This window comes from Pseudomonas sp. R4-39-08 (genome assembly GCF_003852275.1).
Classification (GTDB): domain Bacteria; phylum Pseudomonadota; class Gammaproteobacteria; order Pseudomonadales; family Pseudomonadaceae; genus Aquipseudomonas.
On record NZ_CP027733.1, the window covers coordinates 3,247,544 to 3,259,802 of the forward strand.

At 55.7% G+C, this 12,259-nt stretch carries 13 protein-coding genes and 2 pseudogenes; 8 read left to right on the top strand and 7 right to left on the bottom strand.

Annotated elements, in window-relative coordinates; genetic code table 11:
* The first annotated feature begins 105 nt into the window (after window positions 1-105).
* From C4J88_RS14990 to C4J88_RS15000, 3 genes are all read left to right on the top strand, one after another.
* Window positions 106-474: a hypothetical protein gene (locus C4J88_RS14990; RefSeq protein ID WP_124407408.1), complete on the top strand. Its 369-nt coding sequence runs from the start codon at window positions 106-108 to the stop codon at window positions 472-474.
* Window positions 475-748: 274 nt separating this feature from the next.
* Entirely contained in the window at window positions 749-1,045 is a 297-nt protein-coding gene (locus tag C4J88_RS14995; protein ID WP_124407409.1) for a DUF3144 domain-containing protein, read from the top strand.
* A 79-nt stretch (window positions 1,046-1,124) separates the two neighbouring features.
* Complete coding sequence (locus C4J88_RS15000) at window positions 1,125-1,481, top strand: hypothetical protein (protein WP_372237991.1); 357 nt, start codon at window positions 1,125-1,127, stop codon at window positions 1,479-1,481.
* A 30-nt stretch (window positions 1,482-1,511) separates the two neighbouring features.
* Here C4J88_RS15000 and C4J88_RS15005 read toward each other — a convergent pair whose 3' ends face one another.
* The 4 genes from C4J88_RS15005 to C4J88_RS15020 form a co-directional block, all read right to left on the bottom strand.
* A complete protein-coding gene (locus C4J88_RS15005; protein ID WP_372237992.1) occupies window positions 1,512-1,949 on the bottom strand; it encodes a GNAT family N-acetyltransferase in 438 nt (145 codons plus the stop codon).
* Window positions 1,950-2,116: 167 nt separating this feature from the next.
* Window positions 2,117-2,647, bottom strand: a complete 531-nt coding sequence (locus tag C4J88_RS15010) for a hypothetical protein (RefSeq protein ID WP_124407412.1) — start codon at window positions 2,645-2,647, stop codon at window positions 2,117-2,119.
* Between the two features lie 290 nt (window positions 2,648-2,937).
* The gene (locus C4J88_RS15015; protein WP_124363056.1) at window positions 2,938-3,459 is read right to left on the bottom strand and encodes a DUF2846 domain-containing protein; all 522 of its coding nucleotides are present in this window, start codon (window positions 3,457-3,459) and stop codon (window positions 2,938-2,940) included.
* Window positions 3,460-3,523: 64 nt separating this feature from the next.
* On the bottom strand, window positions 3,524-3,997 hold the full coding sequence (locus C4J88_RS15020; protein ID WP_256657412.1) for a hypothetical protein: 474 nt from the start codon (window positions 3,995-3,997) through the stop codon (window positions 3,524-3,526).
* Between the two features lie 723 nt (window positions 3,998-4,720).
* Between C4J88_RS15020 and C4J88_RS15030 the strand changes: the two genes are divergently transcribed.
* Window positions 4,721-4,954: a DUF6124 family protein gene (locus tag C4J88_RS15030; RefSeq protein WP_124363059.1), complete on the top strand. Its 234-nt coding sequence runs from the start codon at window positions 4,721-4,723 to the stop codon at window positions 4,952-4,954.
* A gap of 163 nt (window positions 4,955-5,117) precedes the next feature.
* Here C4J88_RS15030 and C4J88_RS15035 read toward each other — a convergent pair.
* Both C4J88_RS15035 and C4J88_RS15040 read right to left on the bottom strand, forming a co-directional pair.
* Window positions 5,118-5,917 (bottom strand): annotated as a pseudogene (locus C4J88_RS15035) (GNAT family N-acetyltransferase).
* A 333-nt stretch (window positions 5,918-6,250) separates the two neighbouring features.
* Window positions 6,251-7,459: an MFS transporter gene (locus C4J88_RS15040; protein ID WP_124370877.1), complete on the bottom strand. Its 1,209-nt coding sequence runs from the start codon at window positions 7,457-7,459 to the stop codon at window positions 6,251-6,253.
* Window positions 7,460-7,593: 134 nt separating this feature from the next.
* On the opposite strand from C4J88_RS15040, the gene C4J88_RS15045 reads away from it, so the two are divergent.
* Window positions 7,594-8,175, top strand: coding sequence for a TetR/AcrR family transcriptional regulator (locus C4J88_RS15045; protein ID WP_124407413.1), 582 nt, complete (start codon window positions 7,594-7,596; stop codon window positions 8,173-8,175).
* A 534-nt stretch (window positions 8,176-8,709) separates the two neighbouring features.
* A complete protein-coding gene (locus tag C4J88_RS15055) occupies window positions 8,710-9,480 on the top strand; it encodes a hypothetical protein (protein WP_124407414.1) in 771 nt (256 codons plus the stop codon).
* A gap of 51 nt (window positions 9,481-9,531) precedes the next feature.
* Here C4J88_RS15055 and C4J88_RS15060 read toward each other — a convergent pair.
* Window positions 9,532-10,424 (bottom strand): annotated as a pseudogene (locus tag C4J88_RS15060) (LysR substrate-binding domain-containing protein).
* Window positions 10,425-10,518: 94 nt separating this feature from the next.
* On the opposite strand from C4J88_RS15060, the gene C4J88_RS15065 reads away from it, so the two are divergent.
* Both C4J88_RS15065 and C4J88_RS15070 read left to right on the top strand, forming a co-directional pair.
* Window positions 10,519-11,697, top strand: coding sequence for an MFS transporter (locus C4J88_RS15065; RefSeq protein ID WP_124407415.1), 1,179 nt, complete (start codon window positions 10,519-10,521; stop codon window positions 11,695-11,697).
* Window positions 11,698-11,741: 44 nt separating this feature from the next.
* Window positions 11,742-12,224, top strand: a complete 483-nt coding sequence (locus C4J88_RS15070; RefSeq protein WP_124407416.1) for a VOC family protein — start codon at window positions 11,742-11,744, stop codon at window positions 12,222-12,224.
* Window positions 12,225-12,259 lie beyond the last annotated feature (35 nt).

The window sequence follows — 12,259 nt, forward strand, 5'->3', positions numbered from 1 at the left end:
CGTCTCATCGGCTGCAATCGGCCAGATGCGGATTGTAGACAGGTAGCCGCTGAGGTCTCTACGCTGCTCGATCTGGTGACAGCACAGCACTAAAAAGGAGAAGTTATGTTGGTAGTTCCCATTGATCGGGATAGCGTCCATGCGGGGGATGATCTGGAAAGCCATGCAATGTCGATCACGCTCGATCCATTAGCAACACTGCGGACCTTAATCGAAGTGATACAACATATGGACTACCTACCTCGTATCAGTGGAGGCAAGGCCACTTGGGTTGTTTATTCGTCTGGCAAACCATTAGGTGTTTTAGCCCAGCAATGGCCCAAACCTAAATTGACCGTGCCCCCCGAGAGCATCGTGGATCAATATTTCGGAAATATCGAGCCTCGCCTATTGTTCAGATATTGGTGTCAGGCAGATCCAGATCAGGTGTTTTCGGATATTAAGGCCGGAAATGAGCTGCCATCACAATTTTGAGATTGGCAGGTGGCATTGCCGTCGATCAATGCGGTTCAGATGAACGCTATGGGTCGAATGCAGCCAATCACTTGGTGGGAAAGCGCTTGAGTCGGCGTGAGTCGCGAACAGGTTATCGCCAGGTCCAACGCTTGCTGAAGGGCAACCGCACGGTAAGCGGCGAGTTCCAATAGCGGACGTCAAACCTTGGCATTTTTTTTACGTGTCGTAGCTAGCCGATGCGAGAGGTGTTCCAATCACGGAATTTCCGGAAATGATAGATAGGTACCCAGCAATGCCAGATGCCGCCGATAAAGCATTCTATGATCGTGCAGATGCGCATATAAACCTGTCTAACGAGCAGCTTAGGGAGTTCAGAGACCTTGGCAAGGTAAGCGCGTCGATGATGTTTGGCACCACTCGATTCAATGCTTGGGTGAGCACTCGCAACTTCAAATCAGGCGAGGAAATGGCGCAGGCTCGCGAAGCGATGTTGAAGTATTTTTGTGAGCAGTACCGGATGATGCTTGAGGATAATCTCGACGACCATATCAACAACTTCAGCAAGTACATGACTGCGAAAGACGCCTGATTGATCTTGGTTGCTCTCGGTGATTGACTGATTTTGGTCGTCGGCAGTCGATCTCGATGGGCCGCTATCGACCAGAAGCATGCTGACCGCAAGTTATCTTAATCGAAGGAGCGTTTTAGTGAGCGGCCATAACCACAATTTGAGGACCGACTTCATAGAGGCACTCAGGGAAATCACTGCGCTGATGTACATTGCATACGAACAAACCGGACCTGTACCGGATGACCATGCGTTAGCTCAAGCAAGTTTAGAGAATGGTGGTGAAATCGTTCTGGATTATGTCGATCACAACGAGGCCGGGATAGCGTTCGAACACCTGCTTTACATGATTAATGAGCCACCGCTCATTGTTTCTGAAGAATGCACAAAGATATTGGCCCGAATCGCGAAGACCCTGGAGATGCCGTTTACCGGGGACGAAAGCAGCCGCCTATGAGGGGCAGCTATCGGCCGATACCCGACAAATTCAAAGGTTTGTGATCTGCACGAAATGGCTCGCATGAGTGTCTTCCGTTCGAATAAAGCCGCAGCTCAGGTAAAAAATGTCCCCCTCGATAGTGTCGGTATAGAGGCGCACACGTTCAAAATGCAATGCGGCGTGAGCAAGCAATGCGCTAGCCAATCTGCGGCCGACCTGTTGCCCGCGTGACGCAGGCGCCACGTACATGCGTCGCAGCCTTCCTGTACGGTCATGGGTGAACGGATCAACAGACAGACCTCCAATGCCTACAAGCTGCTGGTTCAGATACGCTGCCATAAGGCATTCGCCAGGCGCATCGAAGCGATTGGTGCCTGACTCCCAGTCTGTAGTCAGTCGGGTGAGAAACCTGAAGCCTTCTGCAACTGCCGCTTTTTCCAGGTCGAGGATTTGGGGCGGCAGATGGGTGATCCGTTGAATCTCCATTGAGGTCAATCCTCTCTGATCGGGGGCGAGCCCGGCTTTTCACCAAGCCCCTAGGCGCGGTTGCCGATTTTCCTTTACACCCTAATGAGGAACTCATACACCCTAAACGGCCGCTGCAGCATGTGTCCAACTGTCCGTCGTATTCCTTCAACTCGATCAAGGGCTAATTAGTAAGTGCAAACCTTAGCTTCGCGGCCTCCAACAGCTGTGCGGCTTATTTCTCCAGAATCTTCATTTTTGGTGATTTTTTCAATTGTGATGTAACACAGCCCTGAGTTAGATTCATAGTCAGCGCCGACCTCAGGTAAAAAGTGCACACTTGTAAAACATTGATACCTCCCGCTTGCTGGTGTACCTGCATACACTAGAGTTATCGGCTTGCCCGGCTCAATATATACTTCTGAGCTATTCTTAATCCCGTCACTACCCGGTATTCCCAGCATGCGATCATTGAACGTCCGATCATTTGCAATAGCAAATGATCTTGAGTTCACCATTCCAACGCCGGGAAGTTCCCAGTCGACACAGGTGCTACCTGGAACCAGGCGTACAGTTTGATTGGTGATAACTCTGAGCCTGCTTGATGTAGGACTAGGCGGCTCAATATATGCAGTCGTAAAAGATTTTAGGTTATCTATCGTAGAACAACCTGACAACATTAAAACGGGTACAAATATTAAGTATTTTAAATATTTCATACTTTAAATTCTCCATAAGCTCTGCGTGATTTTTAGAGACTTCAACTCTTGCACAATATGCAGTTAAGAGACCTTCCTATCTGGTCTGCTCAGACGCCTTCTCGCTCTTGAAAATCGGTTACACAAGGCGGCCCTATACGCCCTTTCGGATCGCAGCTTGAAGACTCACGAGCGCTTGAATTGGGTCAGTCATATCCATACGGGTTTCCCTGCTCGCCCTCATACTGGATTAGCCCAACGTTGACGGCTGGGCTTGTGATGGACTTGGCCGGGGCATGAGGTACGCGTGGTTACGGTGCAGTTGCCGGCAACTCCTGGCACCATTTGATAGAACGCAGCGCTTCCTCAGCAGGCACAAGCGCATAGCGTGAGTAAAACATTGTTCCACCGAAACGACCCTCGTCGATTTCGCCCAAGGTCTGTCCGTCCTTGTAAGCAGATGTGCTGAGTTGGTCTGCGATGTAATACACCTTTCCATTCTCGACGGTGATATCGAAACGCTTGTTAACCATACCGCTTATTATGGGTGGCGAGGTGGAGGCGACGCTGTGCTTGCCGGCGGGAATGTCGGCTTTGAAAAAACTACCGGAGGGCAAGCTGCCAATAGCGCGACCATCGACCAGAATGGTCGGAGCGACCCCGCTACCGATGCTGGCGGAAGTGCGATAGAAGTAAACCGTGGCCTCGTCCGGACGGGGTTGTGCCGGTGAAGTGAAGAATGGCTGGCCCGTCAGGTCTGGACCGCTGATGCAGCCGGTCAGTGAGGCCAGGCCTACGAACAGGCTGGCCCAGAGTAGCGTAGAGCGCTTCATAGCATAAAACTCCTTGAACTGGGATCAATGGGCGCGGCCTCGATGACTGTCACCGTTACCGGATTCAGATCGTGCACAGCCCTTTACCGAAGTCAGTGGCATCAGAACTCGGCCAAGGCGCAAAACCGCTCTTTGCCGTCACATTCAAGATGTTCCGATCCTTGAGCATCGGGTACTTGCGCTTCAGCTCCTGCACAGTGCTCTCGGCATTGTTCACGTTGGCTAGGCAAAAGCGCAGGGCATCGGCGCGCAGATCGCCGATATAGAGGGTTTCCCCGGCCTTCACCGAGAAAACCGCAGGCACAGGACGCGGCATCGATCGGCCCGCGTAATACACGTAATGCCACTGCGTGTACTCATACTCTCCAGGCGGCACTTCATACATGAAGTAGTGGCCCAGCACATGGGGTGATGGCTGATCATCTTCATTGCCCAGCGTCGTCAGCCGTAATGCAGTGCCGGGTGCCCCCTGTTGGTTGATCTCAACCACCAGCCCATGCGGCTGCATCATCACATAGCTCTCACCAATCGAACCCACGATGATCGCCTTACTCGGGTCCGGTGCGTGCTTGCCGTCGTAGCGTGACGTAGCGCACCCGGACAAAAGGGTCACGCAAAGTGCGACTGCGGCCCAGACTAGATGTTTACTGCTGACTTTCCCTAGCATTGGTCTTTTCCGATCAGTAATCTTGCAGTTCGTAGATCCCAGCCGAGCGAACTAAAAGTTCGCACATTTGGTCCCTCGTTGCCGGCTCGGCCGGACCTATTGTCCAGCTACCCGCACCTTGATAACAACCCGCTGTTGACCAATCACCTAAGTTATGGGGCCATTGTCTTCAACCCGCATTCGCCGCGGGGCTTGTACTAAAGGGACTGCAGTGGGTCAGGCGTGCTGTTGAGCACCGCATCTTTCGCCGCAATTCGCAGTGCCTGAAGGCAAAATCCGATTCCCTCGCCGCGGCTTGCTCCATTGCCTACGCGTGCGTCAGAATCCGCCGGCTTGTGCGCTAGAGAGGCTGTCTCTAAGGTGGCTCGGTCGCTGAATTGTTCAGTGATCGGGTTTAGTAGCCTGAGGGTTTATCCAAACAATGTGCACAAGCTTCATCGATCAGACATTGCGTCTGTGTTTGATGGTGGCTGTGCGCAGGGCACCTTCGGGTGCGCCGGCTTTGTTTGGATTCCCCGGTCTACTAACCTGCGCACAGCCGCCACCCTTATGTTTAGTAGCTAAAGGATGGTGGCCCTAAACAGGAATTCAAACATGCTCAAATCAGATTCAAGTGCCCTCTTCGATGTTGACCCCAACGCCAGCAACGAAAGCCTCATCACCAACAGCTACGAAACCTTCACCAGCGTCAGCACCCTGCTGCTCGACCTGTCCGAAGACCTCAACGGCAAACACCGCGACGTCGCCCTGGCCATCCACCAACTGAGCGAAATGGGCGTACTCCTCACAGCCAGACTCCTTGACCGAGAAGTGCCCTGCCCTGGCTGATGATCAGCTTCTCAACTCATTAGACCGATGACTCGCCGCGTCGTCGCAAGCTACATACAACGACTCGGCGATTTGGCGTTTGATGGCCTTGGTGGATTACAGCCTCGGCACAACCCCCTCTGCGATGACGAGAGCGGCGCCTGCTTTCGGCCAAGAACAGACTTCAGCTATCTACCAGGCGATATAGCGCTTGAGCGTGGGATGTCGCTAGCCCTGTACGCTGCAAATTTCGGCGACTTTGCGAGCTGGGAAGCGCGGTTGCGGCGATCACAAGACTGCCGTGTTTTTTTGCTTGCTCTATCCGATGAGATATCAGGGCTCCATGGTAGCCCTGGCCTCTTGCATTTTTTCGGGTGGCAGCCGTCCCAAGGTAGGCAACTCCATTGCAGGCCAGGTACATCAACGCTCCTGCCACGACCTTTCCATCAGCTTTAAGGACGTAGATTTTCAGACGTTCATTTGACATCAGTCCTGCGAACGAAGCCTGGTTCAACTGAAGATGCTCTGGCTTGGTATGAAATCCACTCGCATGCACGGCTGCGAACTCAGGAAGCGTTTGTGAGGTGGCTTCTTCGATTTCGAATGAGTGGTGACTCAAGACCACATTTTCGATGGTGCACGCGAGTTGCAGATGCGTCCACCCCTCAGACGCTCCAGCCGCTTCTCACCCACCAAAGCGTACTGTTCCAAAGTCGAGGCCTTTCCGATAAGAGGCGTTACTGTCGAATACTCTGCTGATTCCTTGAGCAAGCTCAATAGTGACTTGGGTCTGTCGGTACTATCGCCGTAGATGCGATTGAGCATCGGGCTAGGTGATGCCTTCACCTGAAAGCATGGAAAAGCCTCGTTGAAAAACACACGAGCACCAAAAGGGTTTCCACTTATCCGAGACAAACTCTCGACGCGGGCACACAAATACTCGCTTTCTGCGGCCTCAATCGCATGAGCCATTCCGACATTCATGTGCATAGTCCTTATTGCGTGATGTCCCAGAAGGTAACGGCAAATTCAACAATACACACCTCCAAACACACTGCTGGTAGATAACCTGCTCCGGTGTGTCCCTTGGGGATCGATAACTGCCTGTCGCGAAGGGCAGCTATCGGCCAAAAGCGGTCATCCAAAATGCTAATACACAGAAAGCAGCGACTCTAACTCCGCGCAGCGTTCAAGCTGCTTGTGGTAAAGGCTATGTGGAAGAGCCGACTCTTCGCTCTGAGTTAACGAAAAGCCACTCTCACAAGTGGCTTTTCTTTCTGCAGATTACTCTGAGCAGGGCGCGTCACAGCAGGGACTTCATACCGAGTACGATGCCGCAAGCGACTGCTCTCGCATCCGTCGATACCCCCAAATAGTTACTAGCAATACAGCGGCTCCGGCTGCCAGAGCAACGCTAAACCCATACCGAGCACCTTCCATATCCACGAGTTGGCCCGACGCCGCAGCACCCATCGCCACCCCAACATTCAAGCCTGCCAGTAGCCAGGTCATGCCTTCGGTCAATTGTCGTTCCGGCACAGTTCGCTCAACCAAGGACATTGCCACAATCATGGTGGGCGCAAAGAATAACCCGGCCACCAACACTGCTCCCGAGAGGCTGGCAATGTTACCAGCCATCAACAAGGGCAGTGTCGTTGCGGCAGTTGCAACGCCACCCAACAGCAGGAGTTTGTGCAACGGCGTTTTCAGTTTTAGCGCACCGAACAACAAGCCCGCGGCGCACGAGCCGATGGCGTAACAGGACAACACGATACTGGCCGCCGCCGGACTGCCCATTTGTTCAGCGAACGCGACACTCACGATATCGACCGTTCCAACGATGACGCCCATCGCGACCATCAGCAATGTTAATAGCCGGACGTCCGCCAGACGAAAAATCGAGGTTGTTCGCGTGCTCTTTTCTTCAGCGGATTCTACTGGCGGTTCGGTGGATACTTGTGCTGCCAAAGCAAGTGCGCCAATCGCCAGCAGTACAACTGCCGCTAACGGTCCTGCCTGGGGGAAGACGGCCACACTCAAACCAACAGAAATCGGGGGGCCTGCAATAAATGTCACTTCGTCCAGCACGGTTTCGAGTGAATAAGCTGTTTGCAGGTGCGGCTTGCCCCTGTAGATCGCAGTCCAGCGAGCGCGGACCATGGCCGACATGCTCGGCATGAAGCCCGCTAACATAGCGGCCACGACCAAAGTCCAATCGGGCGTATGCCAGTAAGTACAGGCAAGCAGTAAAAGAATACCCAAAACGCTGATACCAGCAGACAAGGGCAGTACCCTGCGCTGACCGTATCGATCCACCATGCGTGAAACTTGCGGTGACATCAATGCATACGTCAGGACGAAGGTGGCAGAAACCGCGCCTGCCAGTGCGTAGCTGCCCCGCAACTGCGAAAGCATGGTGATGATGCCGATACCTGTCATGGGGAGCGGTAAACGGGCGAGGAGGCCTGCCAGGGAGAATCCCTTGGTGCCGGGGGCTTGGAACAGTATTCGGTACGGATTGGCCATGCTCGATACTCCTTATCGAATGAGTTCAGCTTGTCGGGCCGTCGCTGAACTGGGAATATACATTCATTACGTATGATTAAAATCCTATAATCATACGCAGTGAATGTAAATAGCTTGTTGGTCTGGGAGATATCATGGTTCGACGTACACGCGCTGGTATGGAAGAAACACGTGCCACGTTGCTGAAGACCGCGCGCCAGGTTTTCAGCGAACATGGCTATGCCGAAACGTCCATGGATGATTTGACAGCGCTGGCTGGCCTGACGAGGGGCGCGCTTTACCATCATTTCGGCGACAAGAAAGGTTTACTCACGGCCGTGGTCGCTCAAATTGATGCGGAGATGGACACGCGGCTACAAGTGATTTCGGACAGTACGGACAACGCATGGGAGGCTTTCAGGGACCGCTGTCGCATGTACCTGGAAATGGCACAGGAGCCTGAAATACAGCGCATCGTATTGCGGGATGCGCGCGCTGTTCTGGGTAGCTCCCCACCAGAAGCGCATCAGCACTGTGCAGCCTCCCTACAAAAGATGCTTGAGCAACTGATGCTGCAAGAGACGGTTGTACAAACCGATCCCGGAGCATTGGCAATGCTGATCCATGGTGCCTTGTGCGAAGCAGCATTCTGGATCGCAGAAGCTGAGCCAGGTTCAGGCAGGCTGTTGCAGGCCCTGGGGGCACTTGAGCTTCTGCTTAAGGGCGTCCGTAGCTGAAATCAGGAGCATAGGGGGCGGAGCCAGTGTGGCTAATACAGTGCGGTTGATAATGGGGTGCTCTTCCCAGACGACGAATTCTTCATGGAGTTTTCGTGGTGGAGCAAAAAGAAGGGCGTAATCATTGCATCAGCATCACACCGAAGTGGCCTAACACCGATACTATCTACAGATCTGCCGAGAAGCTGGCTCGGCTTGCCAAAGTTTTCGAAATGCCCTTGAGCTGGAGGGCATGAGGTCTGATCGGAGAGTAGAACAGGACGCGCCATTGTCGGAGCGGAAGACGGCTATCGGTCAAAAGCGGACACTTGCCAAGTGTAGATTCCACTCTAAAGCTGACGCTTGAAATTGTCTTCGACAGTAGGGACGATTCACACTGGCAGCCTGCGCAGGCCTCACCTCGGATTTGCTCCGGGCCGGGCGCGAAGGCTGGACCATGCTAATCCAAACCTTTCCGGCGGATTGGTGAGTTCACACTTCGAGTTTCCATGCATATCAGATAGTCTTCAGCGAATACCTTTGCTGAGCGTAGCCATGGTCGACACATATACAGATGATCGCGCCCTTGAGCTTTATGCAGCGTTCAGGGGCAATCGGCGAAGTACGCCGCTACTGGAGCTGGCACCCTACCCGAAACTGTTTGGAGGGGAGAGCTTCAACATGGTGGCGATGCCTTTTCATGCGGTTGCGCAGGATGCATTGCGTGAGATTGCCAACTCAATTAACGGCTTCGTGAGATACATTCATTTCTTGCACGCTTGGCATCCGATCTACGAGAAGGCTTCAGAGGAGGATCAATACAATCTGCTGTTGGACCATGTCAAACCGCTGACCACTCTGTGCCTCTCGGCGCCGCAAGCCCTGCGTGGCCGACTAATACATGCAGCAACTGCGACCTCTTTTCATGCAAATGCATTCCTGAAATGGCCTGAAAACCCGCCGCACTGGAATGGTGGTCATACAAGTATGAAGCAGGCCAAGACCATGAGCGAAGCGTGGTCCCGCTGGCCAGTGCTTGCTACCTCATTGAATCGAATGGCAGAACAAACCTTTAATGAGGCGACAAGCGACTTTCGGAATCAGCATGAGCATGGCCATCCTCGCTCAATCGCGTTAGGACACATCAATGTGGTCAGGCGAATCGAAATCAACGGGCGGGTCGGCTGGTCGTTCGGGCAACAGGAGCCAATGCAACTGAGTGAGCTACTGCCTATTTTTGAACAGGAACATGGCTACTCCATGGCCGCGTTCATAGCGTATCTGGAGATGGTCAAGGAGCAACACACTGCCTATGACTTGCTTTAATGCAGATGATGAATGACCGCTCCTTGCCGAAACCCGCCAGTCACTCCCCCCTCACCCCCCATCCCACCCCACCAAAAAATCCACAAACGCCCTAACCCTTCCCGGCATCGCCGCCCCACCCACAAACACCGCATGAATCGGCTCCACATCCCCCGGGTTATACGCCTCCAACAACGGTACCAACTCCCCCCGCTCCAGATCCTCCGCCACACTAAACGCCCCAACCCGCGCAATCCCCGCGCCCAGCTTCGCCAATTGCGCCAACGCCTCTCCACTATTCCCCTCAATCGTTCCCGCAACTTTCAATGAAAAATCCCGCCCATCCACCCGAAACGGCCAGTCCGGCGCCGCCCTGCGGAAGTTGAAGCGCAGGCAGTTGTGTTCAAGTAAATCCTGCGGCGTAACCGGGGTGCCGTGGCGGGCCAGGTAGTCCGGTGAGGCGACGATGACCTGGCCGGTGGAGCCGATGGGGCGGGCGGTCAGGGGGCTGTCGGCCAGGTGGCCGAAGCGGATGGCGACGTCGGCCTGGCCGGCGAGGATATCCACGAGTTCATCGCCGAGCATCAGGTCGACCACGATGGCGGGATAGCGGGCGCTGAAGGCGGCGATCAGCGGCACGACGGTCAGGCGGCCGTGGGCCAGGGCTGCGCTGACTCTGAGGCGTCCGCGGGGGCGCCCTGGTCGGTGATGGCGTCTTCGACTTCGGCCATGTCGGCCAGGATGCGACGGGCGCCGCGCAGGTAGGCTTCGCCTTCGGCGGTGAAGGTGATGGCGCGGGTGGTGCGCAGCAATAGCCGGGTGCCGATGCGTCGTTCGGTGCGGGTGATGATGCGGCTGATGGACGACGGCGTCAGCCCCAGGGCGCGCGCGGCGCCCGACAGGCTGCCGTGCTCGGCGACCATGACGAACACTTCCATCTCTCCCGAGCGGCCGCCGATGTCCATTTGTGCCTCCTGCGCAAAGGTGTAGTTCCCAACCAGGGGCTACTGCTGCAAAAGGCTGGATTGTAGCATTCGGCACACAGATGAGGAGTCACCCATGCGTATCAATCCACCCCTTGTAGCCTTGTCCATCGGTGCCTTTGGCATCGGGGTCACGGAGTTTGCCCCCATGGGCATGTTGCCCGGTATTGCCGCCGACCTTGGCGTATCCATCCCCGCCGCCGGGCTGTTGGTGAGTGCCTATGCCATCGGCGTGCTGATCGGCGCGCCGATCATGACGCTCGCGACGGCCAGGGTGCCGCGCCGATACCTGTTGATCGGGCTGATGGCGATCTTCACCTTGGGTAATCTGCTGTCGGCGCTGGCGACCAATTACCAGACCTTGATGATCGCCAGGCTGGTGACGTCGCTGAACCACGGGGCGTTTTTCGGTATCGGTTCGATTGTGGCGGCCAGTGTGGTCGCGCCGGAGAAGCGCGCGGGGGCTGTGGCCGCGATGTTTTTGGGGCTGACATTGGCGACCATTGGCGGCGTGCCATTGGCCACCTGGTTTGGCGAGAACTTCGGCTGGCGCACGGCGTTCTGGGGCATCAGCGGGCTGGGCGCGGTGGTGATGGCCGCGCTGTGGTGGGCGCTGCCGAATGCACCCGCGCCGAAAGGCGGCAGCCTGATGGCGGAAATCCGCGTACTCGGTCGCGGGCCGGTGCTGGCAGCGTTGGCGCTGACCGTGGTGGGCTCGAGTGCGATGTTTACGGTGTTCACTTACATCGCGCCGATTTTGCGCGATGTCACCCATGCGTCGACCAACTTTGTCACCGGTATGCTGGTGCTGTTCGGTATCGGGCTGACCCTGGGCAACGTGTGGGGTGGCAAGTCGGCGGACCGTTCGGTAGACCGCACGTTGATTACATCGCTGGTGGTGTTGATCGCCGTGCTGTTGGCCTTTTCGGTGCTCATGCAATGGCCGCTGCCCGCCGCGCTGTCGATCCTGCTGTGGGGCGCCGCGAGTTTTGCCTTGGTACCGCCGTTGCAGATGCGTGTGATGGAGGCCGCCAAGGATGCGCCTAACCTGGCCTCTGCAATGAATATCGGCGCGTTCAATTTCGGCAATGCCATCGGCGCGGTGCTGGGCGGTGCGGTGATCAATGCCGGGCTGGGCTACCCCGCCGTTTCTCTGGCAGGTGCGTTGATGGCTGGCCTGGGTTTGTTGATGGTGCTCGGGTTGGGCTGGCGCTCGCGGCGCGCGGGTGCTTGTGGGAAAGACGCCCTGGCGTAGCGATCGTCTAGACTCCAGGCACCTTTCAACCCGGGGAGCCTGCCATGAACAACAAAAATACGATTTGCCTCTGGTACAACGGCGATGCGCTGGAGGCGGCGACCTTCTACGCCCAGACGTTTCCGGATAGCGAAGTGAAGGCGGTGCACTACGCGCCTGGCGACTACCCGGCCGGTAAGCAGGGTGATGAGTTGACCGTGGAATTCAGCGTGCTGGGCATCCCGTGCCTGGGCCTGAATGGCGGCCCTATGTTCAAGCACAGTGAAGCGTTTTCCTTCCAGGTGGCGACCGATGACCAGGAGGAAACTGACCGGTTGTGGAACGCCATTGTCGGCAATGGCGGGCAGGAAAGCGCGTGTGGCTGGTGCAAGGATAAATGGGGCCTGTCGTGGCAGATCTCGCCACGGGTGTTGGTCGATGCGGTGACAAGCAAGGACCCGGCGGTCGCCAAGCGAGCCTTTGACGCGATGATGACCATGCGCAAAATTGACATTGCCGCTATTGAAGCCGCCATCGCCGGGCGCTGATGGGGTGTATGAATGTGGGAGCGCACGAGCTTTAG

Bases quoted from the DNA above. Each gene is read 5' to 3' on its own strand.
- C4J88_RS15005 (WP_372237992.1), bottom strand. From the start codon at position 1,949: ATGGAGATTCAACGGATCACCCATCTGCCGCCCCAAATCCTCGACCTG.
- C4J88_RS15045 (WP_124407413.1), top strand. From the start codon at position 7,594: ATGGTTCGACGTACACGCGCTGGTATGGAAGAAACACGTGCCACGTTG.
- C4J88_RS14990 (WP_124407408.1), top strand. From the start codon at position 106: ATGTTGGTAGTTCCCATTGATCGGGATAGCGTCCATGCGGGGGATGAT.
- C4J88_RS15055 (WP_124407414.1), top strand. From the start codon at position 8,710: ATGGTCGACACATATACAGATGATCGCGCCCTTGAGCTTTATGCAGCG.
- C4J88_RS15040 (WP_124370877.1), bottom strand. From the start codon at position 7,459: ATGGCCAATCCGTACCGAATACTGTTCCAAGCCCCCGGCACCAAGGGA.
- C4J88_RS15010 (WP_124407412.1), bottom strand. From the start codon at position 2,647: ATGAAATATTTAAAATACTTAATATTTGTACCCGTTTTAATGTTGTCA.
- C4J88_RS15030 (WP_124363059.1), top strand. From the start codon at position 4,721: ATGCTCAAATCAGATTCAAGTGCCCTCTTCGATGTTGACCCCAACGCC.
- C4J88_RS15065 (WP_124407415.1), top strand. From the start codon at position 10,519: ATGCGTATCAATCCACCCCTTGTAGCCTTGTCCATCGGTGCCTTTGGC.
- C4J88_RS15070 (WP_124407416.1), top strand. From the start codon at position 11,742: ATGAACAACAAAAATACGATTTGCCTCTGGTACAACGGCGATGCGCTG.
- C4J88_RS15015 (WP_124363056.1), bottom strand. From the start codon at position 3,459: ATGAAGCGCTCTACGCTACTCTGGGCCAGCCTGTTCGTAGGCCTGGCC.
- C4J88_RS15000 (WP_372237991.1), top strand. From the start codon at position 1,125: ATGCTGACCGCAAGTTATCTTAATCGAAGGAGCGTTTTAGTGAGCGGC.
- C4J88_RS14995 (WP_124407409.1), top strand. From the start codon at position 749: ATGCCAGATGCCGCCGATAAAGCATTCTATGATCGTGCAGATGCGCAT.